At 62.8% G+C, this 24,300-nt stretch carries 29 protein-coding genes; 12 read left to right on the forward strand and 17 right to left on the reverse strand.

Features of this window, described 5'->3' with window-relative positions; all coding sequences use genetic code 11:
- Positions 1 to 226: 226 nt before the first annotated feature.
- The 3 genes from CKW40_RS15160 to CKW40_RS15170 form a co-directional block, all read right to left on the reverse strand.
- Positions 227 to 802 (reverse strand): YceI family protein, encoded by a 576-nt coding sequence (locus CKW40_RS15160; protein ID WP_095200726.1) that lies wholly within the window; start codon positions 800 to 802, stop codon positions 227 to 229.
- Positions 803 to 871: 69 nt separating this feature from the next.
- Positions 872 to 1,444 carry a cytochrome b gene (locus CKW40_RS15165; RefSeq protein WP_095200727.1) on the reverse strand — a complete coding sequence of 191 codons (573 nt, stop codon included), beginning with the start codon at positions 1,442 to 1,444 and terminating at the stop codon, positions 872 to 874.
- A 192-nt stretch (positions 1,445 to 1,636) separates the two neighbouring features.
- Positions 1,637 to 2,527 carry a LysR family transcriptional regulator gene (locus CKW40_RS15170; RefSeq protein WP_095200728.1) on the reverse strand — a complete coding sequence of 297 codons (891 nt, stop codon included), beginning with the start codon at positions 2,525 to 2,527 and terminating at the stop codon, positions 1,637 to 1,639.
- Positions 2,528 to 2,623: 96 nt separating this feature from the next.
- Between CKW40_RS15170 and CKW40_RS15175 the strand changes: the two genes are divergently transcribed.
- The gene (locus tag CKW40_RS15175) at positions 2,624 to 3,619 is read left to right on the forward strand and encodes an aldo/keto reductase (RefSeq protein ID WP_095200729.1); all 996 of its coding nucleotides are present in this window, start codon (positions 2,624 to 2,626) and stop codon (positions 3,617 to 3,619) included.
- Positions 3,620 to 3,888: 269 nt separating this feature from the next.
- Here the strand turns inward: CKW40_RS15175 and CKW40_RS15185 are convergent, their stop codons facing one another.
- The 8 genes from CKW40_RS15185 to infC all read right to left on the reverse strand — a co-directional run bounded on the left by CKW40_RS15185 (position 3,889) and on the right by infC (position 10,929).
- Complete coding sequence (locus CKW40_RS15185) at positions 3,889 to 4,491, reverse strand: nucleotidyltransferase family protein (RefSeq protein WP_095200730.1); 603 nt, start codon at positions 4,489 to 4,491, stop codon at positions 3,889 to 3,891.
- 39 nt (positions 4,492 to 4,530) lie between these two features.
- Positions 4,531 to 6,939: a phenylalanine--tRNA ligase subunit beta gene (pheT, locus tag CKW40_RS15190; protein WP_095200731.1), complete on the reverse strand. Its 2,409-nt coding sequence runs from the start codon at positions 6,937 to 6,939 to the stop codon at positions 4,531 to 4,533.
- On the reverse strand, positions 6,936 to 7,358 hold the full coding sequence (locus CKW40_RS15195) for a GFA family protein (RefSeq protein WP_095200732.1): 423 nt from the start codon (positions 7,356 to 7,358) through the stop codon (positions 6,936 to 6,938). The genes pheT and CKW40_RS15195 overlap by 4 nt, the downstream gene beginning before the upstream one ends.
- Complete coding sequence (gene pheS, locus CKW40_RS15200) at positions 7,355 to 8,452, reverse strand: phenylalanine--tRNA ligase subunit alpha (RefSeq protein WP_095201011.1); 1,098 nt, start codon at positions 8,450 to 8,452, stop codon at positions 7,355 to 7,357. Before pheS ends, CKW40_RS15195 begins: the two co-directional genes overlap by 4 nt.
- A gap of 141 nt (positions 8,453 to 8,593) precedes the next feature.
- Positions 8,594 to 8,995, reverse strand: coding sequence for a 50S ribosomal protein L20 (rplT, locus tag CKW40_RS15205; protein WP_006201247.1), 402 nt, complete (start codon positions 8,993 to 8,995; stop codon positions 8,594 to 8,596).
- Between the two features lie 93 nt (positions 8,996 to 9,088).
- Positions 9,089 to 9,292 (reverse strand): 50S ribosomal protein L35, encoded by a 204-nt coding sequence (gene rpmI, locus CKW40_RS15210; RefSeq protein WP_006201248.1) that lies wholly within the window; start codon positions 9,290 to 9,292, stop codon positions 9,089 to 9,091.
- 182 nt (positions 9,293 to 9,474) lie between these two features.
- Entirely contained in the window at positions 9,475 to 10,101 is a 627-nt protein-coding gene (locus tag CKW40_RS15215) for a methyltransferase family protein (protein ID WP_095200733.1), read from the reverse strand.
- 291 nt (positions 10,102 to 10,392) lie between these two features.
- Complete coding sequence (infC, locus tag CKW40_RS15220) at positions 10,393 to 10,929, reverse strand: translation initiation factor IF-3 (protein ID WP_010912915.1); 537 nt, start codon at positions 10,927 to 10,929, stop codon at positions 10,393 to 10,395.
- A gap of 219 nt (positions 10,930 to 11,148) precedes the next feature.
- Here infC and CKW40_RS15225 point away from each other — a divergent pair, with 219 nt between their 5' ends.
- Both CKW40_RS15225 and CKW40_RS15230 read left to right on the forward strand, forming a co-directional pair.
- Positions 11,149 to 11,934 carry an alpha/beta hydrolase gene (locus CKW40_RS15225; protein ID WP_095200734.1) on the forward strand — a complete coding sequence of 262 codons (786 nt, stop codon included), beginning with the start codon at positions 11,149 to 11,151 and terminating at the stop codon, positions 11,932 to 11,934.
- A gap of 2 nt (positions 11,935 to 11,936) precedes the next feature.
- Positions 11,937 to 13,121: a benzoate/H(+) symporter BenE family transporter gene (locus tag CKW40_RS15230; protein WP_095200735.1), complete on the forward strand. Its 1,185-nt coding sequence runs from the start codon at positions 11,937 to 11,939 to the stop codon at positions 13,119 to 13,121.
- Between the two features lie 78 nt (positions 13,122 to 13,199).
- Here CKW40_RS15230 and CKW40_RS15235 read toward each other — a convergent pair whose 3' ends face one another.
- Positions 13,200 to 14,213, reverse strand: a complete 1,014-nt coding sequence (locus CKW40_RS15235) for a 1-aminocyclopropane-1-carboxylate deaminase (protein WP_095200736.1) — start codon at positions 14,211 to 14,213, stop codon at positions 13,200 to 13,202.
- Between the two features lie 162 nt (positions 14,214 to 14,375).
- On the opposite strand from CKW40_RS15235, the gene CKW40_RS15240 reads away from it, so the two are divergent.
- The 3 genes from CKW40_RS15240 to CKW40_RS15250 all read left to right on the forward strand — a co-directional run bounded on the left by CKW40_RS15240 (position 14,376) and on the right by CKW40_RS15250 (position 16,409).
- Positions 14,376 to 14,840 (forward strand): Lrp/AsnC family transcriptional regulator, encoded by a 465-nt coding sequence (locus CKW40_RS15240; RefSeq protein ID WP_095201012.1) that lies wholly within the window; start codon positions 14,376 to 14,378, stop codon positions 14,838 to 14,840.
- A gap of 227 nt (positions 14,841 to 15,067) precedes the next feature.
- On the forward strand, positions 15,068 to 15,550 hold the full coding sequence (locus CKW40_RS15245) for a DUF2852 domain-containing protein (RefSeq protein ID WP_027047647.1): 483 nt from the start codon (positions 15,068 to 15,070) through the stop codon (positions 15,548 to 15,550).
- A 100-nt stretch (positions 15,551 to 15,650) separates the two neighbouring features.
- Positions 15,651 to 16,409, forward strand: coding sequence for a M48 family metallopeptidase (locus CKW40_RS15250; RefSeq protein ID WP_095200737.1), 759 nt, complete (start codon positions 15,651 to 15,653; stop codon positions 16,407 to 16,409).
- Here CKW40_RS15250 and CKW40_RS15255 read toward each other — a convergent pair whose 3' ends face one another.
- Complete coding sequence (locus tag CKW40_RS15255; RefSeq protein ID WP_095200738.1) at positions 16,410 to 16,628, reverse strand: hypothetical protein; 219 nt, start codon at positions 16,626 to 16,628, stop codon at positions 16,410 to 16,412. It abuts the gene before it with no gap.
- Positions 16,629 to 16,754: 126 nt separating this feature from the next.
- Here CKW40_RS15255 and CKW40_RS15260 point away from each other — a divergent pair, with 126 nt between their 5' ends.
- From CKW40_RS15260 to CKW40_RS15285, 6 genes are all read left to right on the forward strand, one after another.
- Complete coding sequence (locus tag CKW40_RS15260) at positions 16,755 to 17,414, forward strand: phosphoribosylanthranilate isomerase (protein WP_095200739.1); 660 nt, start codon at positions 16,755 to 16,757, stop codon at positions 17,412 to 17,414.
- Positions 17,415 to 17,502: 88 nt separating this feature from the next.
- Entirely contained in the window at positions 17,503 to 18,753 is a 1,251-nt protein-coding gene (trpB, locus tag CKW40_RS15265; RefSeq protein ID WP_095200740.1) for a tryptophan synthase subunit beta, read from the forward strand.
- Between the two features lie 62 nt (positions 18,754 to 18,815).
- A complete protein-coding gene (trpA, locus tag CKW40_RS15270; RefSeq protein WP_095200741.1) occupies positions 18,816 to 19,655 on the forward strand; it encodes a tryptophan synthase subunit alpha in 840 nt (279 codons plus the stop codon).
- Between the two features lie 48 nt (positions 19,656 to 19,703).
- Positions 19,704 to 20,630 carry an acetyl-CoA carboxylase, carboxyltransferase subunit beta gene (gene accD, locus CKW40_RS15275; protein WP_095200742.1) on the forward strand — a complete coding sequence of 309 codons (927 nt, stop codon included), beginning with the start codon at positions 19,704 to 19,706 and terminating at the stop codon, positions 20,628 to 20,630.
- A gap of 181 nt (positions 20,631 to 20,811) precedes the next feature.
- Positions 20,812 to 22,137, forward strand: coding sequence for a bifunctional folylpolyglutamate synthase/dihydrofolate synthase (locus CKW40_RS15280; protein ID WP_095200743.1), 1,326 nt, complete (start codon positions 20,812 to 20,814; stop codon positions 22,135 to 22,137).
- A gap of 30 nt (positions 22,138 to 22,167) precedes the next feature.
- Entirely contained in the window at positions 22,168 to 22,587 is a 420-nt protein-coding gene (locus CKW40_RS15285) for a VOC family protein (protein WP_095200744.1), read from the forward strand.
- 137 nt (positions 22,588 to 22,724) lie between these two features.
- On the opposite strand, the gene CKW40_RS15290 is transcribed toward CKW40_RS15285, so the two are convergent.
- From CKW40_RS15290 to trxA, 4 genes are all read right to left on the reverse strand, one after another.
- Complete coding sequence (locus tag CKW40_RS15290; protein WP_095200745.1) at positions 22,725 to 23,138, reverse strand: type II toxin-antitoxin system VapC family toxin; 414 nt, start codon at positions 23,136 to 23,138, stop codon at positions 22,725 to 22,727.
- Positions 23,135 to 23,383 (reverse strand): type II toxin-antitoxin system VapB family antitoxin, encoded by a 249-nt coding sequence (locus CKW40_RS15295; protein WP_095200746.1) that lies wholly within the window; start codon positions 23,381 to 23,383, stop codon positions 23,135 to 23,137. The genes CKW40_RS15290 and CKW40_RS15295 overlap by 4 nt, the downstream gene beginning before the upstream one ends.
- A gap of 117 nt (positions 23,384 to 23,500) precedes the next feature.
- A complete protein-coding gene (locus CKW40_RS15300; RefSeq protein WP_019862676.1) occupies positions 23,501 to 23,782 on the reverse strand; it encodes a cupin domain-containing protein in 282 nt (93 codons plus the stop codon).
- Between the two features lie 134 nt (positions 23,783 to 23,916).
- Positions 23,917 to 24,243, reverse strand: coding sequence for a thioredoxin (gene trxA / locus CKW40_RS15305; protein ID WP_095200747.1), 327 nt, complete (start codon positions 24,241 to 24,243; stop codon positions 23,917 to 23,919).
- Positions 24,244 to 24,300: the final 57 nt, after the last annotated feature.

Here is a 24,300-nt window from a genome sequence, read left to right on the forward strand (position 1 = left end):
GCACAAAGCGCACTCATCGTCTCCTCACCCGCAAGGCAGTCCACAACAAACCGTAGCCGCTCGTCCATGATGCCAGTCTCTCGCCAAACCATCGCCGGTCCTCCGGCGGACAAGAAAACTGTCACCCATGCTATCGGTCCATTCTGTTACCTATCTATCCGGTTCGGACAGCCGGGCCACCTCTCCCCCGCTTTGCGGGGGCGAGGAACCCAGGTCCTGCAACCGCTCAGCCCCGCTTGCCCGTCAGCGTCATGTCGAAGTCGACGATGTTGGAATAGAGCGGCGTGCCGACATCCATGCCGTAGCGTGACCGCAGCACCTTGCCGGTGACATGGAATTTGATCGTGCCGCCCTTCAGCCCGTCGAGCTCGGCGGTGAATTTTTCCGCAAACGTCTTGCCGCGCGCCGTCAGCCTGCCGGTGACGAGAGCTGATGTGTCGCCGGTGCGGGTCACGCTGGTCGAGCGGAACTGGATCTCCGGGCTGTTGGCCGCATCGAACACCGCGTCGGAGCGCAGGAAGGCGTCGATGCGGCTCTGGCCGGTGCCGACGCTTTCGGGATAGATGGTGAGATCGACCTTCGAGCGCCCGACATCACCATTGTCGATGCGGATCGTGCCCTTGAAGCGGGCAAAGGCGCCGTCGAAGCCGCCACCGCCGGCCTTGCCGATGGTGAAACGGATGCTGGAGCCTGTCGGGCTGACCGTGTAGCTGCCGGCGGCGTCGCTCAACGCCACCGCCGCGGCTGCGGGCACGGCAAGGCATGCGGCAAAAGCCGCGAATCCAAGGATGCGCGCATGCATGGGATTGTTCCTTTCCTGGAGGCAACGCTTGTTCGCGTCCTCTCCTCACAAACGCGCGGGCCGCCCGCTCTATTCCCCACCTGACGAAGGTGTGATCATACGCCTGAGCACGCTGTCGCGCAGCAGGAAGTGGTGGCGCAGGGCGGCACCGACATGCAGCGCGACGAGCGCGATGCCGGCATAGGCGAGATACCAGTGCGCTGCTGCCCAGAAGCTTTCGGCGGCATCGGATTCGGCGAGCGGCAGGTTGGGCATCACGAACAGGTTGAATGGCATGCTCGGGATTTCCAGCGTCGAAACCGAGACCAGCGCCCAGCCCGACAGGGGCAAGGCGACCTGGAAGGCATAGAGCGCCAGATGCGCGAGCGGCGCCGTACGCCGCTCCAGGGTGCCGACCGAAGGCGGCAGAGGCGGCGCCGCATTGCCGAGCCGCCAGGCAATGCGCAGGATGATGAGGCCAAGCAGCAGAAAGCCCAGGGATTTGTGCAGCTGGATCAGCTCGAAGGCGGTGCGCTGGCTCTGGATCCTCACCATGATGAAGCCAAGGGCGAACTGGCCGATGAAGAGGACGCCGATCAGCCAGTGCAGGAGGATGGTTGCCCAGCCGTAGCGGGTTGGCGTGTTGGTGATTGAGGTTTGCATGGAAGGCGAACGAATGCCGGGACAGCTTTCTTCCAGCGCTCTTCACCCTCCCCCTTGTGGGGAGGGTCGATCCGCGAAGCGGATCGGGGTGGGGGGCCTCGTAGGGCGCTGCTCCCACCCCGTCTCGCAATCTCCGCTTCGCTGCGACTGCGAGCCGACCCTCCCCACAAGGGGGAGGGTGAGGGGCGCTCTCTACCCACTCACCTTGAAGAAATCCACAAACGCCCTGAGCGCCGGGCGCATCTGCCGGCGGCTGGGATAGTAGACGAAGAACCCGTCAAAGGGCGGGCACCAGTCCTCCAGCACGCGGATCAGCCTGCCATCGGCCAGCGGCGCGCGCACATAAGGCTCGAAGACGAAGGCAAGACCGGCGCCGTCGACCGCCGTCTGCGCGATCAGATGGTCCTCGTCGAGGATCAGCGGTCCTTGCGCGGCGATTTCGATTTCCTCGCCGTCCTTTTCGAATTCCCAACGGTAGAGGATGCCGCTGGAGAAGCGGAAGCGGATGCAGCGATGATCGGCAAGGTCGCGCGGATGATGCGGTCTCGGCATGGCCGCGAAATAGGATGGCGCGCCGACCACCGCGCCGCGCATGTCCGGCCCGATGCGCACCGCGATCATGTCGCGCTGCAGGCTCTCGCCGAGCCGCACGCCTGCATCGAAGCCGCCTGCCACCACATCGGTGAAGCGGTCCTCGATGAGGATCTCCAGCACGATGTCGGGATAGGCCGATGCAAAGGCGCCAAGCCGCGGCGTCAGCACCAGATGCGCTGCCGTGCGCGGCACGCTGAGCCGCAGATTCCCGGCCGGCCGGTCGCGCGCTTCGACCGCCGTCTCCAGCGCCAGATCGATCTCCGATAGCGCCGGCCATAGCCGTTCGAGCAGTTGCGCCCCCTCTTCGGTCGGCGCCACGCTGCGGGTGCTGCGCGCCAAGAGCCGCACGCCAAGCCGCGCTTCCAGGCTGGACACCGCGTGGCTGACCGCCGATGGCGCGATGGCCAATTCCCTGGCCGCGCCGCGAAAGCTGCCACATTGGGCAACGCTCGCCAGCACGGCCAGTTGGGAGAGATGCGCTCGGTTCATTGATCTATTTCTTAGAACGACCCGTGCACAGATGAGCCGATTATCGAGCATAGTGCAAGGCACTACATCAGCGGCATCACAACAAGGAGACGCGTGATGCAAACCCGCAAGCTAGGAACTGAACTGAACGTCTATCCCGTCGGCCTCGGCTGCATGGGCATGAGTTTCGCCTATGGCGGCCAGCCGGAGGCAGAGGCGATCTCCACGTTGCACCGCGCCGTTGAGATCGGCGTCAACTTCTTCGACACAGCGGAAGTCTATGGCCCTTACGAGAACGAGATCCTGCTCGGCAAGGCGCTGAAGTCGGTGCGGAACAAAGTGACGATCGCCACCAAATTCGGCTTCAAGATTTTGGAGGAAGGCACCGGCCTCGACCGCATGGCCGGCGTCGACAGCCGCCCCGAGCACGTCAAGGCGGTGGCCGAAGCCTCGCTGAAGCGGCTGGGCACCGATGTCATCGACCTCTACTACCAGCACCGTGTCGACCCCAACGTGCCGATCGAGGACACGGTCGGCGCCATGGCCGAGCTGGTGCGCGAGGGCAAGGTCCGCGCGCTCGGCCTGTCGGAGGCAAGTGCCGCGACCATCCGCCGGGCGCATGCCGTGCACCCCATCGCGGCCGTGCAGAGCGAATACTCGCTGTGGAGCCGCGACCCGGAAGACGACGTGCTCGCCGTCTGCCGCGAACTCGGCATCGGCTTCGTGCCTTACAGCCCGCTCGGCCGAGGCCTTTTGACGGGGGCGATTGCCAGGCCCGAAACGCTTGACGACGGCGACTGGCGCCGCACCTTGCCGCGCTTCCAGGCCGAGGCCATGGAAGCCAATGCCAAGGTTGTCGCGACGCTGGAAAGGATGGCGGCGGAAAAGGGCGTGACCTCAGCGCAGCTGGCGCTGGCCTGGGTGCTGCACCAGGGTGATTTCATCGTGCCGATCCCCGGTGCGCGAAAGATACGCCACCTCGAGCAGAACACGGCGGCGGCCGGGATCGAGCTGAGTGCGGCCGAAGTGGCGGCGATTGGTGACGCGCTTTCGCCGGATAAGGTGATGGGCAAACGCTATACGGAGGAGTTGTTGGCGCTGGTGAATGGGTGAGCAGCATTCAGGATACAGAAAGGGGCGCTTCGGCGCCCCCTCTCTGCATACGCACGGGTAGAAGGTTTGAGACGTCGGTGGGAGGCGCCCCCCTCTGCCCTGCCGGACATCTCCCCCACGAGGGGGGAGATTGGATGCCGCCTCGGCTTTCGCCAATCGCCGACGTTGGAGAAATGGGGGCGCCGAAGCTGCTGATCTCCCCCCACGTGGGGGAGATGCCCGGCAGGGCAGAGGGGGGCGCCTCGCGCCGACATTCTATGTCTGCGCACCTACCAAGGCACCACAGCAATCTCCGGCCAGTTCTCCTTCGCCCGCTTCCCCTTCGCCTCATGCGTGCGCTGGTTGTCCGTCACCCGGTTCGGCGTGATGCGAAACGAAAAGACATCGTCAAGCCCGAACGGCGCCACCAGCTCCAGCTGCCCGTCAGCATCGTATCGAACCCCGACCGCATGCGTCTTTGAGGCAAAATAGCCGATGGATTCGCTCGCACTCGTATAGCGCGGGCAGGGCTGCCCGAATTTCTGCGGATACCAGAGATGCACCCGCGCCTGGTTGCGCACCTCGACCGGCAGCGCCAACCCCTCGAAATGCCGCGCCGCTCGGCGAATGACGGCGTCCTCGGCCTCATAGGATAGGTCGCTGTCATCGAAATAGAACAGGTCGACATCCTTGATGCCGTAACCTGACGGCTTGCCGGTCAGATGGTTCCAGACGCTGTTGTAAAGCGCGCCGGAAACGACCAGCCAGTCCGGCAGCGCCAGCGTGCGGGCACGCACCACCGCGTCGCGGACCAGTGGGTCCGCCGACACGATGTCGAGAAACACCTCGCGTTGTGCTTCGAACGGCAGCCCGGAATAGCGCAGATGGTCCATCACCCTTTGGAGGGCGATTCGCCACCTGTCCGCAATCCCTCAAGTCCTGAGCACGCCACCTGTCTGCTTGCCGACATTCTCGACAATACGCTTGGCCAGCGCCTCGAAATCCTCGTCGGTCAGCGTCTTCTCGACCGGCTGGATCGACACCTCGATGGCGATCGATTTTTTGTCAGCGCCGAGCGACGCGCCTTCGAAGATGTCGAAGACCGAGACGGCTGTAATCAGCTTCTTGTCGGCGGCCAATGCCGCGCGCACCAGCGTTCCGGCCTCGATCGCTTTGTCGACGACGAAGGCGAAGTCGCGCTTCACCGCCTGGAAGGCGGAAAGCTCCAGCTTCGGCTTGGTCTTCGTCGGCTTGGCCTTCGGCTCCGGCACCGCATCGACGAACACTTCGAAGCCGCACAGCGGACCGGAAACATCGAGCCCTTCCATCGTCTTCGGATGGAACTCGCCGAACGTGCCGAGCACGGTTTTAGGCCCAAGCTTGATCGTGCCGGAACGGCCGGGATGGTACCAGGCCGGGCCGCCGGCCTCGATCTGCAGCCGCTCGACCGGCGCGCCGCAGGCTTCGAGCGCCGCGATCGCATCGGCCTTGGCATCGAACACGCCGACCGGACCGGAATTGCCGGCCCAGCTGCGGCCGGAGCCGTCGAGTTTGGCGGTGCCACGGCGCACGCCGGCGGCCACGCGCCGCTGCTGGTCGGCGCCGTCGCCTTCATAGGTGCCCGAGACCTCGAACAGCGCCACGTCGCCAATGCCCTTGTCGGCATTGCGCTGCGCGGCGGCGATCAGCCCCGGCAGCAGCGACGGCCGCATGTCGGACATGTCGGCGGCGATCGGGTTGGCAAGCTTCAGCGCCGTCTGGCCGCCGCCGAACAACTCCGCATGCTTGGCCGGGATGAAAGACCAGGTGACGGCCTCCATCATGCCGCGCACGGCAAGCGCGCGCTTGGCAGTGCGGGTGCGGATCTGCAGCGTGGTCAGGATCTTCGAATTGACCGCGTCATGAGCGCCGAGCGGCTGCGGCGCGATGTTGTCGACGCCATGGATGCGCATCACCTCTTCGACCAGATCGGCCTTGCCGTCGACATCCGGCCGCCAGGACGGCACCTTCACCTTGACGATGTCGCCCGAGCCCTGTGGCTCGAAACCGAGGCGGGTGAGGATGTCGAGGCTTTCCGCCTTCGGCACCTCGATGCCCGTCAGCCGCTTCACTTCCGACAGCGGGAAGGACACGATCTTCGGCTTGTGCCCGGCATAGCCGGTCACTTCCATTTCCGTCGGCGTTCCGCCGCAGAAATCGAGCACCAATTTGGCCGCGAGTTCGACGCCCGGCACCATGAATTCGGGGTCGACGCCGCGCTCGAAGCGGTAGCGGGCGTCGGTGATGATGCCGAGCGCACGGCCGGTGCGGGCGGTTGCGATCGGGTCCCAGAGCGCCGATTCGATCAGCACGTCGGTGGTACTCTCATCGCAGCCCGAATGTTCGCCGCCCATGATGCCGGCGATCGATTCGACGCCATTGTCGTCAGCAATCACGCACATCTCCGGCGTCAGCGTGTATTCGCGGCCGTCCAGCGCCAGCACTTTTTCTCCGTCCCTGGCGGGGCGCACCACGAGGTTGCCGGCCACCTTCGCGGCGTCGAACACATGCAGCGGCCGGCCGCGGTCGAAAGTGACATAGTTGGTGATGTCGACCAGGGCGCTGATCGGGCGCAAACCAATGGCGATCAGGCGCTGCTGGAACCATTTCGGCGACGGGCCGTTCTTGACGCCCCTCACCATCGTCAGCGCGAAGCCGGGGCAGAGTTCCGGCGCCTCGATCGTGACCTTCACGGGGCACAGCCCCTCGCCGACATGCGGCATGATCGCACCACCCACAAGCCGTCCGAGCCCGCTCGCCGCGAGATCCCTGGCAATGCCGTAAACGCTGGTGGCATCGGGCCGGTTCGGCGTCAGATTGATCTCGATGACCGGATCGTCGAGATGCGCATAGGACGCAAAGCTGGTGCCGACCGGCGCGTCGGCCGGCAGGTCGATGATGCCATTGTGCTCATCGGACAGTTCCAGCTCGCGCTCGGAACACATCATGCCATGGCTCTCGACGCCCCTGATCTTGCCGACCGTCAGCGTCACGTCGATGCCGGGCACATAGGTGCCGGGCGCGGCAAAGGCGCCGATCAGCCCGGCGCGGGCATTGGGAGCGCCACAGACCACCTGAACTGGTGGCTTGCCGTCGCCTGTATCGACGGTCAGCACGCGCAGCCGGTCGGCATCCGGATGCTGCACAGCCGTCAGCACCTTGGCGATGACGAACGGTTTCAGGCTCGACTTGTCGTCGACATGCTCGACTTCGAGGCCGATCGACGTCAGCCGCTCGACGATCTCGTTGAGCGAGGCGTCGGTCTCGAGATGATCCTTGAGCCAGGAGAGGGTGAATTTCATTGGGCTGTTCCGTCTGGTCTTTTGACGCTTGATTTCAGGTGTCTCGGCAAGTCGTCGGACATATGCAGGAAGGGAAGCTGCTCGCTGACATAGGCATGCAGCGTCGGTTTGAAATCGGCCGGCGCGTCCATGGCGCCGAGCATGAAGTAGATGTTGTCCTCAAGCCGCTCGTCGACATAGGCGATGGGCGAGCCGCAGACGCCGCAGAAGGAGCGCGTCACCGGGCCGTTCTCATACATCTTCAGCGCCTTGCCGGTGAACGCGACCTGACCGGCCAGGAAGCCGACAAAGGCCGATACCGGCGCGCCGCTCGCCCGTCGGCAATCGCTGCAATGGCAATAGCTGACGTGATGCGGTTCAGCCGAAGCCTCGAACCGCACGGCGCCGCAGCGGCAGCCGCCGATGTGGGGCGCTGTCATGCGCTCAACCCGCCGAACAGCGTAGGCATGTCCAGCGGCCGGAAACCGTAATGCGACAGCCAGCGCACATCCGCGTCGAAGAAGGCGCGCAAATCCGGCATGCCATATTTCAGCATGGCGATGCGGTCGATGCCCATGCCCCAGGCAAAGCCTTGATACTCGTCGGGATCGAGCCCGCCGGCACGCAACACGTTTGGATGCACCATGCCGCAGCCGAGGATCTCCATCCAGTCGGAGCCTTCGCCAAAGCGCACTTCACCGGGCCGCGAGCGGTCGCACTGGATATCGACCTCAAGGCTTGGCTCGGTGAACGGGAAGAAGGACGGCCGGAAGCGCATCTTGACCGAGGGCACCTCGAAGAACGCCTTGCAGAACTCTTCCAGCACCCACTTCATGTTGGCGACGTTGGCCGTCTTGTCGATCACCAGACCCTCGACCTGATGGAACATCGGCGAGTGGGTGGCGTCGGAATCCTGGCGGTAGGTCTTGCCGGGAATGACGATGCGGATCGGCGGCTTCTGCTTCTCCATGGTGCGGATCTGCACGGGCGAGGTGTGGGTGCGCAACAGCTTGCGCTCGCCCTTCTCGTCCGGCTGGAAGAAGAAGGTGTCGTGCATCTCGCGCGCCGGATGGCCTTCCGGGAAATTCAGCGCCGTGAAATTGTAGTAGTCGGTCTCGATATCGGGACCTTCAGCGATGGCGAAGCCGAGATCGCCGAAGATCGCGGCGATCTCGTCGATGACCTGGCTGATCGGATGGATGCGGCCACGCTCGGCCGGCGACTGCCGCACCGGCAAGGTCACGTCGACCTTTTCGGCAGCCAGCCGCGCGGCGATCGCCACATCCTTCAATTCGGCCTTGCGGGCCGTCAGCGCCTCGGTGACGCGGTTCTTGAGGCCGTTGATGACAGGGCCCTTGAGCTGGCGCTCCTCGGCGGTCATGGCGCCAAGCGTCTTCAGCATCTCGGACACGGTGCCCTTCTTGCCGAAAGCGGCGATGCGCACGGCCTCGATGGCCGGCTCGTCGGCGGCCGATGCGATGTCGGCCAGAAGGGAGCTTTCAAGCGTATCCAGGCCAGTGGTTGCGTCGTTCACGGTCAAACTCGCTACGTTGGAAATCTGCGCTAACGTGAAAGTCACGTTCAAGTTGATGTCAGGCATAAGAAAAACCCGCGCCAGCCGTGCCAGCGCGGGTTCCCCATAATCAGAATTGCGAATGCTTGGGAAGCGCTGGTCTTAGGCGACAGCGCTTTCAAAAGCGTTCGGCGTGGTGTTCTTCAGATATTCGAGCGCGACCTTTGCCTTGGCGACAAGGGCGGCGAAAGCCTGCGGCTCATGGATGGCCATATCGGACAGGATCTTGCGATCGATCTCGATGCCGGCCTTGTTGAGGCCGTCGATGAAGCGGCCATAGGTCAGGCCATGCTCGTGGGTCGCGGCGTTGATGCGCTGGATCCACAGCGCGCGGAACGAGCGCTTGCGGTTCTTGCGGTCGCGATAAGCGTACTGCAGTGACTTTTCCACCGCCTGCTTGGCGATGCGGATGGTGTTCTTGCGACGGCCGTAGAAGCCCTTGGCGGCTTTCAGGACCTTCTTGTGCTTGGCGTGCGAGGTGACGCCTCTCTTTACGCGTGCCATGTCATGATCTCCTTAAAAGCAATTCCAGGAAAAGTGTCTTGCGGTTTTCCGTTCGGAATTGCGTAAAACTAATGCGTGTCCAGACCGAATGCCTTAGAGGCCGTTCGGCAGAAAATTCTTGATGACCTTCTTGCCATCCGGTTCAGCCAGAACCATCGTGCCGCGGGCATTTCGAATGAACTTGTTGGAACGCTTGATCATGCCGTGACGCTTGCCGGCCGCAGCCGACAGGACTTTACCCGTACCTGTGATCTTGAACCGCTTTTTGGCGGCCGACTTGGTCTTCATCTTGGGCATTTTGCTACTCCGTATTGTTGGCGCACTATCGCGCTTCTTGTTCGCTCCGGGCCGACCAAAGCCCGAAAAGCAAATGAAACCGCCACGGCATGCCCTGCCGGGCGGTTTTCTTGAACGGCGGTCCTATACGTCAAAGATGCCTTGCACGCAACACCTGAGACCGTGCGACGCTCTGTCCGCGCTCAGGGCAGCGTGAACCACACCGGCAGCATGCCCGACTGCTGGGCGCCGTCGATCAGTTCGAAGGCCGGCAGCGCAACCAGGAACACCAGCCCGTCGAGCAGCGTGGTCAACAGCAGGCGCGGCTTGAAGCTGCCTGTGTCGCCCTCCTGGTAGAGGGAAAGATTCGGGAAGAAGCGCGGCACCTTGTCCAAATAGGCCTGATAGGGCGCGCCGAGCGCTTCCTTGAGGAATTTCTCCTCGCGCAGGATGACTATGTGGAAGGCCCCCGCGCACAGCAGCGCGAACAGGATGATGCCCGAGAACGAACCGATTTGCGCGCCGACGCCGGCCGCGGCCACGGTCGAGAACACATAGAGCGGGTTACGGGTGATCGAATAGGGCCCGCCGGTCACCACTTCGGACGATTTGCGGCCACCGATATAGAGCGTCGCCCAGAGGCGTCCGACGATGCCGAGGAAGATCAGCAGCACGCCGAACATCTCGATCGTCTCATGCACCGGCGTTTCGGGTGGGAAGGTCGATTGGCCGAACAGCAGCGCCAGAAACAGCACCACCACGAGCACGGCAAGCACCAGCCGACGCATCTGCTGGTAATTACCCAGCCCGTATTTGAGTTCGTTGTCCAAGGGGAATCCGATCGTCGAGGAGCCTATTGCATGTCGCCCAAAAGTGGCCCCGGTTTTGGGAGGACGACATGCATAAAAACAAAGCCGGCGATCGCAGCTGTGGCCGAGAAACAGGCGTCCCGCCGATCGTCGGGACGCCGTGTAGCACAATTCAGGCGAAATTGGAGCGCGACGGCGGCGCCTAACCTTAACGTGATCAGTTTCCGAAAAAGTGTCCCACGGTTCTGCCGTGGGAACCTGCGACAATCGGGAAGCTGAGCAGACACGTCCGGCGAGGCGAGCGGAGTCCGCTTAGCGCGGCGCCAGCACCATCATCATCTGGCGGCCTTCGAGCTTCGGCTCCGCTTCGACCTTGGCGATGGTCGCCACTTCTTCACGGACCTTGTTCAGAAGCTGCATGCCGAGTTCCATATGCGCCATCTCGCGGCCACGGAAGCGCAGCGTCAGCTTGACCTTGTCGCCTTCCTCGAAGAAGCGGCGCACCGCCTTCATCTTGGTCTCGTAGTCATGGCTGTCGATGTTCGGGCGCATCTTGATCTCCTTGATCTCGATGACCTTCTGATTCTTGCGCGCCTCGGCCGCCTTCTTCTGGTTGGCGTATTTCAACTTGCCGAGATCGAGGATCTTTACGACGGGCGGCACCGCATTGGGCGATATTTCGACGAGATCGAGCCCGGCCTCTTCGGCGAGCAGCAATGCGTCGTTGATGGAAACATCGCCGCGGTTCTGGCCTTCGGCGTCGATAAGCTGGACCCGGGGAACCCGGATGTCACGGTTGGAGCGCGGCCCATCCTTGGTCGGCGCCGCTGCTTTGAAAGGTCTGCGAATGGTCGTGGTCTCCTTGGCCGTTTCGTTCAGGATTTGTCAGTCTTGATGCGTGGACGCGCCAATGTGGTGAGCGCGCGGGCGGAGTCAATAGCACAGCATTGACAGAAAATCACCCTGATCACCGCCTGCACCAAACAAAGAAGCAGCGCGAGCACTTTTCGCCACGCCTGTGGCTGTGCCACAAGAACCCGAGCCAGAAGAGGGGCCCGAGGAAAAGCCATGACCGCCACGCCCCCAACCTTTCTCCCCCCAACCTTTCTCAATGTCGATGGATCGCGCATCGCTGTGCGCCATAGCGCGGGTTCGACGCCCGGCATCGTTTGGCTGGGCGGCTACAAGTCGGACATGCTGGGCACGAAGGCCGAGACGCTGTCGGACTGGACGGCAAAAGAGGGTCGCGCCTTCCTGCGCCATGACTATTCCGGCCACGGCGAATCCGGCGGCGCGTTTGCCGACGGCACGATTTCGACATGGCTTTCGCAAAGCCTTGCCGTGTTCCGGAAGTTTGCCAGGGGCGATCAGATCCTGGTCGGCTCGTCAATGGGCGCCTGGATCGCGCTGCGCATGGTGCAGGAATTGCGCAAGGCGGGCGACGCAAACGTCGTCGGCCTGGTGCTGCTGGCGCCGGCGCCGGATTTTACCTCCGAGCTGGTCGAACCGGTGCTGACCGAGGCGCAAAAGCGTGACCTCGCCGAGAAGGGTTTCTTCGCCGAGCCCTCCGATTATTCTGCCGAGCCCTACATCTATACACGCGCGCTGATCGAGGATGGGCGCGCCAACCGGGTGATGACCGGTCCGATCGACACGCATTGCCCGGTTCACATCCTGCAGGGCTTGGCCGATCCGGACGTGCCGTCGAGCCACGCGCTGAAGCTGGTCAGCCTGCTGCCGGCCGACGATGTCACACTGTCGCTCATTCCCGACGGCGACCACCGCCTGTCGCGGCCGCAGGATCTCGACATGCTGGTGCGGGCAGTCGGCGACATGGCTGGGCGGGGCAAGTGACGATGCGCCTTTCCATCCCGATCTCGGCCTTCGTCGCGGCCATCGTCGGCTTCGGCGGTACGCTGGCCATCGTCATTGCCGCCGCCCACGCGGTCGGCGCGACGCAAATTCAGACGGCGAGTTGGGTGACGACCATTTGCCTGGCCATGGCGATCGAAAGCCTGTGGCTGTCCTGGCGCACGAAAATGCCTGTCATCACGGCGTGGTCGACGCCAGGCCTGGCGCTGATGGCGGCCTCCACCGGCTTTTCGATCGGCGAGGCTGTCGCCGCCTTCATCGTCACCGCCATCCTGTTGATCGCCACCGGCCTGTTCCGGCCGTTGACGCAATTGATCTCCAGGATCCCGCCCTCCGTCGCCTCAGGCATGCTGGCCGGCATTGTCGTCACCTTCGCCCTCAACGCGGTCAAGACCGTTCCCGCCGACCCCTGGCTGATCCTGCCGCTGATCGCGGCCTTCTTCTTGATCCGCCTGTTCCACCCGGCACTGTCGGTGCTGGCGGTGCTGATCGGCGGCGGTCTGGCCGCGTTTCTCACCGGCCGTGTCGGTGGCCTGCCGACACCCGAACTGTCGACGCTGACGCTGATCGCGCCTGATTTCACCGCCAAGGCGATGATTGGCCTGGCGCTGCCGCTCTATCTCGTCACCATGGCCTCGCAGAACCTGTCGGGGCTGGCCGTGCTGCGCGCCGCCGGCTACCACCCGGAGCCCGGCCCGCTGATCGGCGTCACCGGCCTGTTTTCCCTGCTGTCGGCGCCGTTTGGCGGCTCGACCACCAACCTGGCGGCGATCTCGGCGGCGATCTGCACCGGGCCGGACGTCCATCCCGACCCCGCCGAGCGCTGGAAGACCGGGCCGTTCTATGCGCTCGCCTATCTCATCTTCGCGATTTTCGGCGCCTCGCTGGTGGCGATCTTCGCCGTCCTGCCGCAGAGCCTGATCGTGCTCGTGGCGGGCCTGGCGCTGATGGCCTCGCTCGCCAACGCGCTGGCGATCGCGCTGAAGGACGAGGCCGACCGCATGGCCGCCACCGTCACCTTTGTCGTCACCGCTTCGGGGTTGACCCTGTTCGGCGTCGGCGCCGCATTCTGGGGGCTGATAGCCGGGCTGGTCGTGCTTTTCCTCGACAGGCTCAAAAAGCGACAATCATTTCAGCCGCTTGTCCGGATTTTGCGGACGTTGTCCTGAATCGCCGCGGGCGACTGTCGCGTTGATGTCAACGAGCGCCCCAAGCTCAACGAGTCGCCTGCGACGCTCTGCAGGCATTCAGCCATTACGAAACGTGTAAGCATAGCCGTTGATGGCCGGAGCGCCGCCAAGGTGGGCGTAGAGCACCTTCGACCCTTCGGGGAAATAGCCCTTCCTCACGAGGTCGATCATGCCCTGCATGGATTTTCCCTCGTAGACAGGATCGGTAATCATGCCTTCAAGGCGCGCACACAGGCGGATTGCTTCCTTCGTCTCCTGCGAAGGCACGCCGTAGACCGGGTACGCATAATCCTCGATGAGGATCACATCGTCTTCATTGAGCTCCTTGCCGAGTTCGACCAGCGTCGCCGTGGCCCGCACGATATCCAGCACTTGCGCCTTGGTCTGCGTCGGGGTGCAGGATGCGTCGATGCCGATCACCTTGCGCTCGCGACCGTCCTTGGCGAAGCCGACCACCATGCCGGCATGGGTAGAGCCGGTGACGGTACAGACGACGATGTAGTCGAAGGCAAGGCCGAGTTCCTTCTCCTGCGCGCGCACCTCTTCGGCGAAGCCGACGTAGCCCAGACCGCCATATTTATGCACCGAAGCCCCGGCCGGGATAGGATAAGGTTTGCCGCCTTTGGCTTTCACATCCGCGATCGCCTGTTCCCAACTTTCCCTGATTCCGATGTCGAAGCCCTCATCAACCATCTGGACATCGGCGCCCATGATCCGGCTCAGAAGGATGTTGCCGACGCGATCATAAACGGCGTCCTCGTGGGGCACCCAGCTTTCCTGCACCAGGCGGCATTTCATGCCGATTTTCGCCGCGACGGCCGCCACCATGCGCGTATGGTTGGATTGAACACCGCCGATCGAAACCAGCGTGTCGGCGTTTGAGGCGATCGCGTCCGGGATAATGTATTCGAGCTTGCGCAGCTTGTTGCCGCCGAAGGCGAGGCCGGAATTGCAATCTTCCCGCTTGGCGTAGAGATCGACCTTCCCGCCGAGATGATCGCTGAGCCGGTCCAGTTTCTCGATATGGGTCGGTCCAAATGTGAGCGGATAGCGTTCGAACTTCTCCAACATGAGAAATCCTCCTCTGATTGTGATTTTGATGCTGGAAACACTATCATTTTTCTCTTGAAAGGTGCTCTCTAAGATCGAGCAGAAAATGCCCTAAATCTAAACCTCTGACGCCAAAATGTTATATTTCTTCGACAAGGCGCCTTAACAATGGAAGAATCTTCCATGAGAGTGCCGCTCGACCGGATCGACCTCAAAATGTTGCGCCTGCTCCAGGATAATGGGCGGCTGACCAATGCGGAGCTGGCGCAGTCGGTTGTTGTCAGCCCGGCGACGTGCCACCGCCGCACGCAACGCTTGTTCGATGAAGGCTACATCAGCCATGTCAGGGCAGTCGTGACGCCGCGGAAGGTCGACAGAGGCGCGCTGGTGATGGTTGGCGTCGTCCTCGACCGCTCGACCCCGGAAAGTTTCGCGGAATTCGAGAAGGCAGTCGCGAAGCTGAAATTCATTCTTGATTGCCATCTGGTGGCAGGTGACTTCGACTATTTTCTGAAGATCAGGGTCGGTGACATGGCGGATTTCAACCGGATCCACGGGGATCAGTTGATCGCATTGCCCGGCGTTCGCCAGACGAGGACGTTCTTCGTCATGAAGGAGGTCGTTGACAACGCGCCGCTGGATTTTTGAAAGAGATGGGTTCCCGGCCGATGCATCAAAACCATTGCCGCCGCCGGTGGCTTTGCCACTGTTCTTCATGCCTGGTCGTGCCTTCCCTCGACAGGCTCAAAAAGCGATAATCATTTCAGACCCTTGTCCGGTTTTGGCGGACCTTGTCTTGAATCGCCGTTTTTGCCTTCCCATTTCGATTCCACGCAGCCGGTTCTGGCTGTCTCCAACCGAAGGAATGGGAGAAAATGAACACATCTGCATTGATCCGCCCGGCCTGGACGCCGGCAACCATCGCGTTGATGGTGATCGGCTTCATGGTGTTCTGGCCGCTCGGCTTCGCCATGCTCGCCTACATCATCTGGGGCGACCGGCTCGACGGCTTCAAGCGTGACGTCAACCGCGCGACCGACGGCATCTTCGCCGGCTGCCGCCGCGGTTCCGACAAGGCCGCGCGCTGGGGCAATGGCTCCGCCCGCACCGGCAACGTCGCTTTCGACGACTGGCGCGAAAAAGAGCTTGAGCGCCTCGCCGAGGAACGCCGCAAGCTCGACGACATGCTGACCGAGTTCGACGACTATGCCCGCGAACTGCGTCGCGCCAAGGATCAGGACGAGTTCGACCGCTTCATGGCCAAGCGCAACAAGTCGACCGCTCCGGCAAAGACCGATCCGAGCACCGGCACGACCCCCACGAAGCGTGGCAAAGGCTCGAACCTGCTTGACGACTGAGGCCGCGCGACAGGCCTGATCGTGAAAAAACGGCGTCGCGCGAGCGGCGCCGTTTCTTTTTTGTTCTAGTCGTTTTTCTCGAATCGCGTATCGTCCCGCCATGACCATCGGATTCTTCCGCACTCTGACGAAGCCCAAGGCCACGCCTGTCGTGGAGCGCGAATATTGCGTGGCAGGCCGCACGCTGCCGCTCAAGATCGTCGAGAGCGCCAGGGCACGACGCCTGACGCTGCGCATCGATTCCGGCGGCCAGGGCCTGCGCATCACCGTGCCACCCGGCCTCCGCCGCGGCGAGGTGGACAGGTTCCTCGACCGCCATCAGGACTGGCTGGAACAGCGCCTGGCCAAGGTGCCGACGCGCCCGCAAGTGCGGCCGGGCATTAAGATCCCGGTGCGCGGCGTGCCGCACCGCATTGTCCACGAACCGTCAAAGCGCGGCACTGTCACCATATCGCGTGACGAGCGCGGGCTGCTGCTGATCGTGCACGGCGACCGGATACATCTGCCACGCCGCATCGCCGATTTCCTCAAGCGCGAAGCCAAGAAGGAGATCGAGAAGCTGGTGATCAAACACACCGAGGCGCTCGGCAAGCGTGCCAAGGCGATCCGCTACAAGGACACGTCCAGCCGCTGGGGCTCCTGCACCTCGGAAGGCAACCTCTCCTTCTCCTGGCGCATCATGATGGCGCCGCAGCCTATTATAAATTACCTGGTCGCGCATGAGGTGGCGCATCTCAAGGAGATGAACCACGGCCCGAAATTCTGGAAACTGTGCGAAAGACTCTGCCCCGACACCGACCGCTGCAAGGACTGGCTGAAGCGCAATGGCGGCGCGCTGCAGGCGATCGTGTTCGAGTAGTCAGTCGTCATTCGCCGCGTTGAGCTCCTCCGGCCGCAGCCCCTCATCGCCATGATGCGGCCAGGGCAGGAAATTCCGGTCGAAGTCATCGCCGCCGAAATAATCCAGCGCCCGGTGTGCTTCGGCGCCGTTGAAGGCGGCCTTGTCCATCAGATGGGCGATGACCTCGCGCGCTTGCGCGACCTTCTGCTTCAGTTCCGCAACCGTTCTGTCGGCCATGATCGTTCTCCCGCCCGGCATGCTGTCAATCGAATCCCGTCCATCAATAGGTAGCGCCTTTGGCCTTGCCGGCAAACAGCATGCTTTTTCTCGACTCTGCCTCGATTTCGTGCCAATTCCCGCGCCATGGCGCTCGACATCAAAATCTGCGGCTTGAAGACCGACCAGGCAATGGCCGCGGCCCTCGCCGGCGGTGCCAGCCATGTCGGCTTTATTTTCTTCGCGAAGAGCCCGCGCTATGTCGAGCCGGCGGAAGCCGGGCGCCTGCGCGAAGCCGCGCGCGGCAAGGCCTTGGCGGTTGCTGTCACGGTCGACGCCAGCGACGCTTTCCTGGACGAGATCGTCACGGCCATGCAACCCGACATGCTGCAGCTGCACGGTTCGGAAACGCCCGAGCGCGTGGCCGAACTCAAAGCTCGCTATCGCCTGCCAGTGATGAAGGCGCTGCCGCTCAGCGAGGCCGCCGATCTCGACCGGATCAAGCCGTTCATCGGCGTAGCTGATCGCTTCCTGTTTGACGCCAAACCGCCAAAGGGCTCCGTATTACCGGGTGGCAATGGCGTCGCCTTCGACTGGCGCATCCTTGCCGGCCTTGACGCCGGCGTCGATTACATGCTTTCCGGTGGGCTCAACGCCGCCAATATCGGCGATGCCCTTCGGCTTGCGAACCCGCCCGGAATAGACATTTCGTCGGGCGTGGAAAGCGCGCCGGGCGTCAAGGATCCGGCGTTGATCGAACAGTTTTTCCGGGCCGTCCGGGCAGCACGCGACGACCGCGCCGCCTGAGCCTGCTTCCAACCAGAGCATGTCCCGGAAAAGTGGAACCGGTTTTTCGACAGGACATGCTCAGAACATAAGATTTAGGAGATCGGCGATGGACCAGCCGGCGACGCCCAATTCCTTCCGCACCGGACCCGACGAACAGGGCATGTTCGGCATTTTCGGCGGTCGTTTCGTCGCCGAAACGCTGATGCCGCTGATCCTCGACCTGGAGCGGCACTGGAACGAGGTCAAGAACGATCCGGATTTCAGGGCTGAGCTGACCAACCTTTCGACCCACTATGCCGGGCGCCCGTCAAAGCTCTATTTCGCCGAAGGCCTGACCAGGCACCTTCGTGAGGTTTCCTCGGCGAAGGGCCTTGGGGGCGGCGCAAAAGTCTATTTCAAGCGCGAGGACCTGAACCACACCGGTTCGCACAAGATCAACAACTGCCTCGGCCAAATCCTGCTGGCCAAGCGCATGGGCAAGAAGCGCATCATCGCCGAGACCGGTGCCGGCCAGCATGGCGTGGCGTCCGCCACCGTCGCCGCCCGCTTCGGCTATCCCTGCGTTGTCTATATGGGTGCCACCGACGTTGCCCGCCAAAGCCCCAACGTGTTCCGCATGAAGCTGCTCGGTGCCGAAGTGCGGCCGGTCACCGCCGGCCACGGCACGCTGAAGGATGCCATGAACGAAGCCCTTCGCGATTGGGTCACCAATGTCGAGGACACCTATTATCTGATCGGCACCGCCGCCGGCCCGCATCCCTATCCGGAGCTGGTGCGCGACTTCCAGTCGGTCATCGGCACCGAGGCGCGCGCGCAGATCCTCGAACAGGAAGGCCGACTGCCCGACACCATCATCGCCGCCGTCGGCGGCGGCTCGAACGCCATCGGCCTGTTCCACCCCTTCCTCGACGACAAGGACGTGCGCATCATCGGCATCGAGGCGGGCGGGCGTGGCCTTGACGGCATCGAGCATTGCGCCTCGATGAATGCCGGCTCGCCCGGCGTGCTGCACGGCAACCGCACCTATCTGCTGCAGAATGCCGACGGCCAGATCATGGACGGCCATTCGATCTCGGCCGGTCTCGATTATCCCGGCGTCGGTCCGGAACATTCCTGGCTGCGCGACTCCGGCCGCGTCGAATATGTGCCGATCCTCGACGACGAGGCGCTGGAGGCTTTCAAGCTGACGACGCGCGTCGAAGGCATCATTCCGGCGCTGGAATCCGCGCACGCCATCGCGCACGCGGTGAAGATCGTGCCTGCCATGGACAAGGACCAGATCGTCATCGTCAACTTGTCCGGCCGTGGCGACAAGGACGTGCACACAGTGGCCTCGATGCTGGGCATGGAGATCTAGGCCCTTTGGACAGTTTCGACTTGGGAGTTGATTATGAGCAAAATTTGTCCAAAGGGCCAGACATGACAACCCGCATCGACCGCCGCATGGCGAAGCTGAAGACCGAAGGCCGCCCGGCGCTCGTCACCTATTTCATGGGCGGCGATCCGGACTACGACACCTCGCTGTCGATCATGAAGGCGCTGCCCGGGGCCGGCTCCGACATCATCGAGCTCGGCATGCCGTTTTCCGACCCGATGGCCGATGGCCCGGCGATCCAGGCGGCTGGCCTGCGCGCGCTGAAAGGCGGCCAGACGCTGGTCAAGACGCTGAAGATGGCGTCCGAGTTCCGCGCCGGTGACAATGAAACGCCGATCGTGCTGATGGGCTACTACAACCCGATCTACATCTACGGCGTCGACCGCTTCCTGAAAGATGCGCTGGCCAGCGGCATCGACGGGCTGATCGTCGTCGACCTGCCGCCGGAAATGGACGAGGAACTCTGCATTCCGGCGCTCAAAGCCGGCATCAACTTCATCCGCCTGGCGACGCCGACCACCGACGACAAGCGCCTGCCCAAAGTGCTGCAGAACACATCCGGTTTCGTCTACTACGTCTCGATGACCGGCATCACCGGTTCGGCGCTGGCCGACACCGGCAAGGTGGCCGCCGCAGTCAACCGCATCAAGGGCCACACCGACCTGCCGGTCTGCGTCGGCTTCGGCGTCAAGACCGCCGAGCAGGCGCGTGTCATCGGCGCCAATGCCGATGGCGTCGTCGTCGGCACGGCAATCGTCAATGCGGTCGCCAATGTGCTGGGGCCGACGGGCGAAAAGACCGCCGACCCGGCCGAGGCGGTTGCCACGCTGGTCAGCGGCCTGGCGCAAGGCGTGCGCTCGGCCCGCCTTGCTGCTGCCGAATAGTTTTCCTACGTTTTTAGCCAACTCTTCGTCAGGACAGGAGCCGAAGCGATGAACTGGATCACCAATTACGTTCGCCCGAAGATCAATTCGATGCTCGGCCGGCGCACCGACATGCCCGAGAACCTCTGGATCAAGGATCCGGAGACCGGCGAAATGGTGTTCCACAAGGATTTGGAATCCAACCAGTTCGTCATTCCGTCATCCGGCCACCACATGAAGATCTCGGCCAAGGAGCGGCTGAAATTCTTTTTCGATGACGGCAAGTACGAGACCCTGGACAATCCCAAGGTCATGCAGGATCCGCTGAAATTCCGTGACGAGAAGCGCTATGTCGACCGGCTGAAGGATGCCAAGGCCAAGACCGGCCTCGAAGACGCGATCATCAACGCACTGGGCACCGTCGAGGGCCTGCCGGTGGTGGTAACAGTGCAGGACTTCGCCTTCATGGGCGGCTCGCTCGGCATGGCCGCCGGTGACGCTATCGTGCACGGCTTCGAAGTCGCCTTGCAGCGCAAGCGGCCGCTGATCCTGTTCGCCGCTTCCGGCGGCGCCCGCATGCAGGAAGGCATTTTGTCCCTGATGCAATTGCCGCGCACCACGGTTGGTGTCGACCGGCTGAAGGAAGCCGGCCTTCCCTACATCGTCGTGCTGACCAACCCGACCACCGGCGGCGTCACGGCTTCCTACGCCATGCTGGGCGACGTGCATATCGCCGAACCTGGCGCGCTGATCGGCTTTGCCGGCCCGCGCGTCATCGAACAGACCATCCGTGAAAAGCTGCCCGATGGTTTCCAGCGCTCCGAATATCTGATGGAGCACGGCATGGTCGACATGGTGGTGTCCAGGCTGGAGATGCGGGCCACGATCGCACGGCTGCTGAAGATGCTGCTCAAGATGCCGGAGGCGGAAAAACCGCTGGAGCCGGAAATCCTGCCGCCGGCGGTGATCCCTGCCGAAGCCAGGCCGCAGGCCTGACGCGACACTGTGCATGTCGCCCAAAAGTGACCTCGGTTTTGGGAAAACGACATGCACAAAACACGACTTTGACCGCCGCGAACAGTGATTGCGTCATGTCCATGGCGCGCTGTAGCCTTTTGATTGCCATGGCCATTCCGGAATTGATTCTGGTCCCCGGGCCGTGCGCCAGGATTCTGTCATGACAACGCTCGCCGCCGACCGCGAAATCGAAGCCCTGATGGCGCTTCATCCGAAAGGTTTTGACCTTTCGCTCGACCGCATCACGCGGCTCTTGGAGCGGCTGGGCAATCCGCAGGACTTGCTGCCGCCGGTCATTCATATTGCCGGCACCAACGGCAAGGGCTCCTGCGCCGCCTTTTCCCGCGCGCTGCTTGAAGCCGCCGGCCACCTTGTCCATGTCCACACCTCGCCGCATCTGGTGAACTGGGCCGAGCGCTACCGGCTGGCCGCCGAAGGCGGCGGCAAACTCGTCGACGATGAGACCTTCGCCGAGGCCATTGCCCGCGTCGCCAAGGCCAATGACGGCCAGAAGATCACCGTCTTCGAGATCCTCACCGCCGTCACCTTCATCTTGTTTTCCGAACATCCGGCCGAAGCCGCCATCATCGAGGTCGGTCTCGGCGGCCGCTTCGATGCCACCAATGTTGTCGCCAGGCCCGCCGTCTCGGTGATCATGCCGGTGTCGATGGACCACGAAGCCTATCTTGGCGACCGGGTCGAACTGATCGCGGCTGAAAAGGCCGGCATCATGAAGCGCGGCTGCCCGGTGGTGATTGGCGCGCAGGAAAGCGAGACGGCGCTGCAGGTGCTGATCGAGACCGCAGAGCGGCTGGAGTGCCCGACCTTCGTCTACGGCCAGGATTTCCTCGCCTTCGAGGAAAACGGCCGCATGGTCTATCAGGACGAAGACGGCCTGATGGACCTGCCGCCGCCGCGTCTGCCCGGGCGCCACCAGTTCGCCAATGCCGCCGCCGCGATCGCCGCGGTCAAGGCGGCCGGCTTCGAGATCAGCCACCGCGCCGCCGAGAAGGCGATGACCCATGTTGCCTGGCCCGGCCGCATGCAGAAACTGGTACAGGGGCGGCTGGCGGAGCTGGCGCCGAAGGGCGCCGACATCTGGCTCGACGGCGGTCACAATCCGGGCGCCGGCGTCGTCGTCGCCGAGGCGCTGGCCGAGCAGGAGGAAAAGAACCCGCGCCCGCTCTTCCTTATCTCGGGCATGATCAACACCAAGGACCAGAGCGGCTATTTCCGCGCCTTCAAAGGCCTTGTCCGGCATGTCTACACCGTGCCGGTGAGCCTGAGCGACGCCGGCGTGCCGAACGACGAGCTTGCGATCCGCGCCACTGAAGCCGGGCTGACCGCCGAGCCGGTGAGTTCCGTCGCCAACGCACTGATGCTGCTGCGCGACACCTGGGACGGCCCGCCGCCGCGCATCCTGATCGGCGGGTCGCTCTATCTGGCCGGGGCAGTATTGGCCGAGAACGGCACGCCGCCGACGTAAGCATTTGATGACCGACGCAGGGAGCCTGTGATGATCAAGGTAAAGCAGCTCGCCCATGTCTGCATTTTCGCGCATGACCTGGAAGCGACGCGAAGCTTCTACCGCGACGTGCTCGGGCTGGACACGCGGTTCAATTTCCTGCGCGACGGCGAGATTTTCGGCTTCTACCTCGATTGCGGCGGCCGCAGCCATGTCGAGGTGTTCCAGAAGAATGCCACCACTTACAACGAACTCAACCAGATCAACCATTTCTGCCTGGAAGTCGAAGACATCGACGCCGCGATCGCCCACATCAAGTCGAAGGGCATCGACGTGACCGCCAAGAAGCACGCCTGCGACGACACCTTTCAGGCCTGGATCCGCGATCCCAACGGCGTGAAGATCGAGCTGTTCGAATACACCGCAAAAAGCGCGCAGTTCACCGGCGGGGACCGGATCGCCGACTGGTGACTAGAGCAATTCCAGGAAAAGTGTGAGCGGTTTTCCCGGGAAAAGCGCGTAGCGCTTTCCCTTTGGGAATTGCGTCAAAACAAAGAGTTAGAGCGGTTCGCCGTTTCCATGAAACGGTGAAACGCTATAGACATGCTCTAGAAATCCCAAGGCGAGATCAGCTCAAGCTTGGCCGGAGCGAAGTCGTTGAGATTGCGCGTCGCCAGCCGGCCTCCATTCACGCGCGCTATCGCCGCGATCATGCCATCGGGAGCCGACATGCCGCGACCTTGGTGCGTCGCGGCCCCCATGATCTCGCCGTAAGCCAAGGCAGCCTCTTCCGTCAGTCCAAAAATCCGGTCGGCAAATCGATGCCGCCATCGGGAAAGTCCCTGTTCCAGCCGATCCGCACGCTCGTCAGGTCGTATCTTTTGAATACCGAAGGCGATTTCAGCAATCGTCACTGTGGGAAGGGCCAGTTCGGCGTCATTGCGCACAAGCCACGCCAGCACGGCTGGGTCCGGCGTCTTCTTCAGAGACTCCGAAATCACGTTGGTATCGACGAAAATCAAAGCTCAATTCCTGAATGAACCTCGCGACCTCCGCGAATAACTTTCTCCAGATCAATGTCGACGCCACTGCTTGCGGTCAGGCTGGCATAGAAGGTTGAGGCGGGTTCGCGGCCAGCTTCCCGGATCTCGTAGGATTCAAGCGCGCGTTCGACCACGTCGGCTATCGAGCGGTTCTCGCGACGAGCAAGCCTATGAGCCAGGTCACGTGCTTTAGCGCTGCGGACTGAGAGCTGTGGTTCGGCCATTTCAAACTCCCTTTTGGAGAGATATAGACCGATGCGTGTCTGCCATCAAGATGGCAGATGATGGCACGCCATCACCGTGATGGGTTTCCAGCACCCCAATCAGCGTTCAACAGCGGATCACTTCAGCTCGATCTCGATGAAAGCATATTCGCCGTCATTGGCGCTGATGACGTCGTGTTCGACGCCTTCCTTGCGGAAATAGGGCGCGCCTTTCTTCATCTCGGCAAAGGTTTCGCCGTCCTTGGTCACCAGCTTCAGCTTGCCGTCCATCAGCGGCACCACGACATAGTCGTGGCCGTGGCGATGCCAGCCGGTGTTGTCGCCCGGCTGGAAGCGGTACTCGGTGACGATGACGCGCTCATTGTCGATGAAGACGGTGGCCTTGGCGGATCCGGTCATGTCGCTCTCCTGTTTCTGCTGCCAACAGAAGACATCGTGTGCCCCGATGTGAGGGCCAGAGCGGGTTGGCCGATGGCGCCAACAAAAAGCCCGGCGCGATGGCCGGGCTCTTGCTATCGGGAATTTCAGTTGGATCAGGCGAGGCTGCCATTGATCCAGTGCGACAGCGCGGTCTTGGGCGCGGCACCGACCTTCATGTCGGCCACTTCGCCGCCCTTGAAGATCATCAGCGTCGGGATTGAGCGCACGCCGAACTGTGCAGCAAGCTCAGGGTTCTCGTCGATGTTGAGCTTGGCGATCTTAACCTTGCCGCCGAGCTCGTTGGCGATCTCTTCCAGCGACGGGCCGATCATCTTGCACGGGCCGCACCATTCAGCCCAGAAATCCACCACGACCGGCTCTTTGGCGTTGAGCACGTCGGCCTGGAAATTGTTCTTGTCGACCTTGACGGTGGCACCCATGCGGAAAATTCCTTTCGAGAGTTCTTTGTCGCACCAAATGTGGTGGCTGTCGCGCCC

This window comes from Mesorhizobium carmichaelinearum (assembly GCF_900199455.1).
GTDB classification, from domain to species: Bacteria; Pseudomonadota; Alphaproteobacteria; order Rhizobiales; family Rhizobiaceae; genus Mesorhizobium; species Mesorhizobium carmichaelinearum.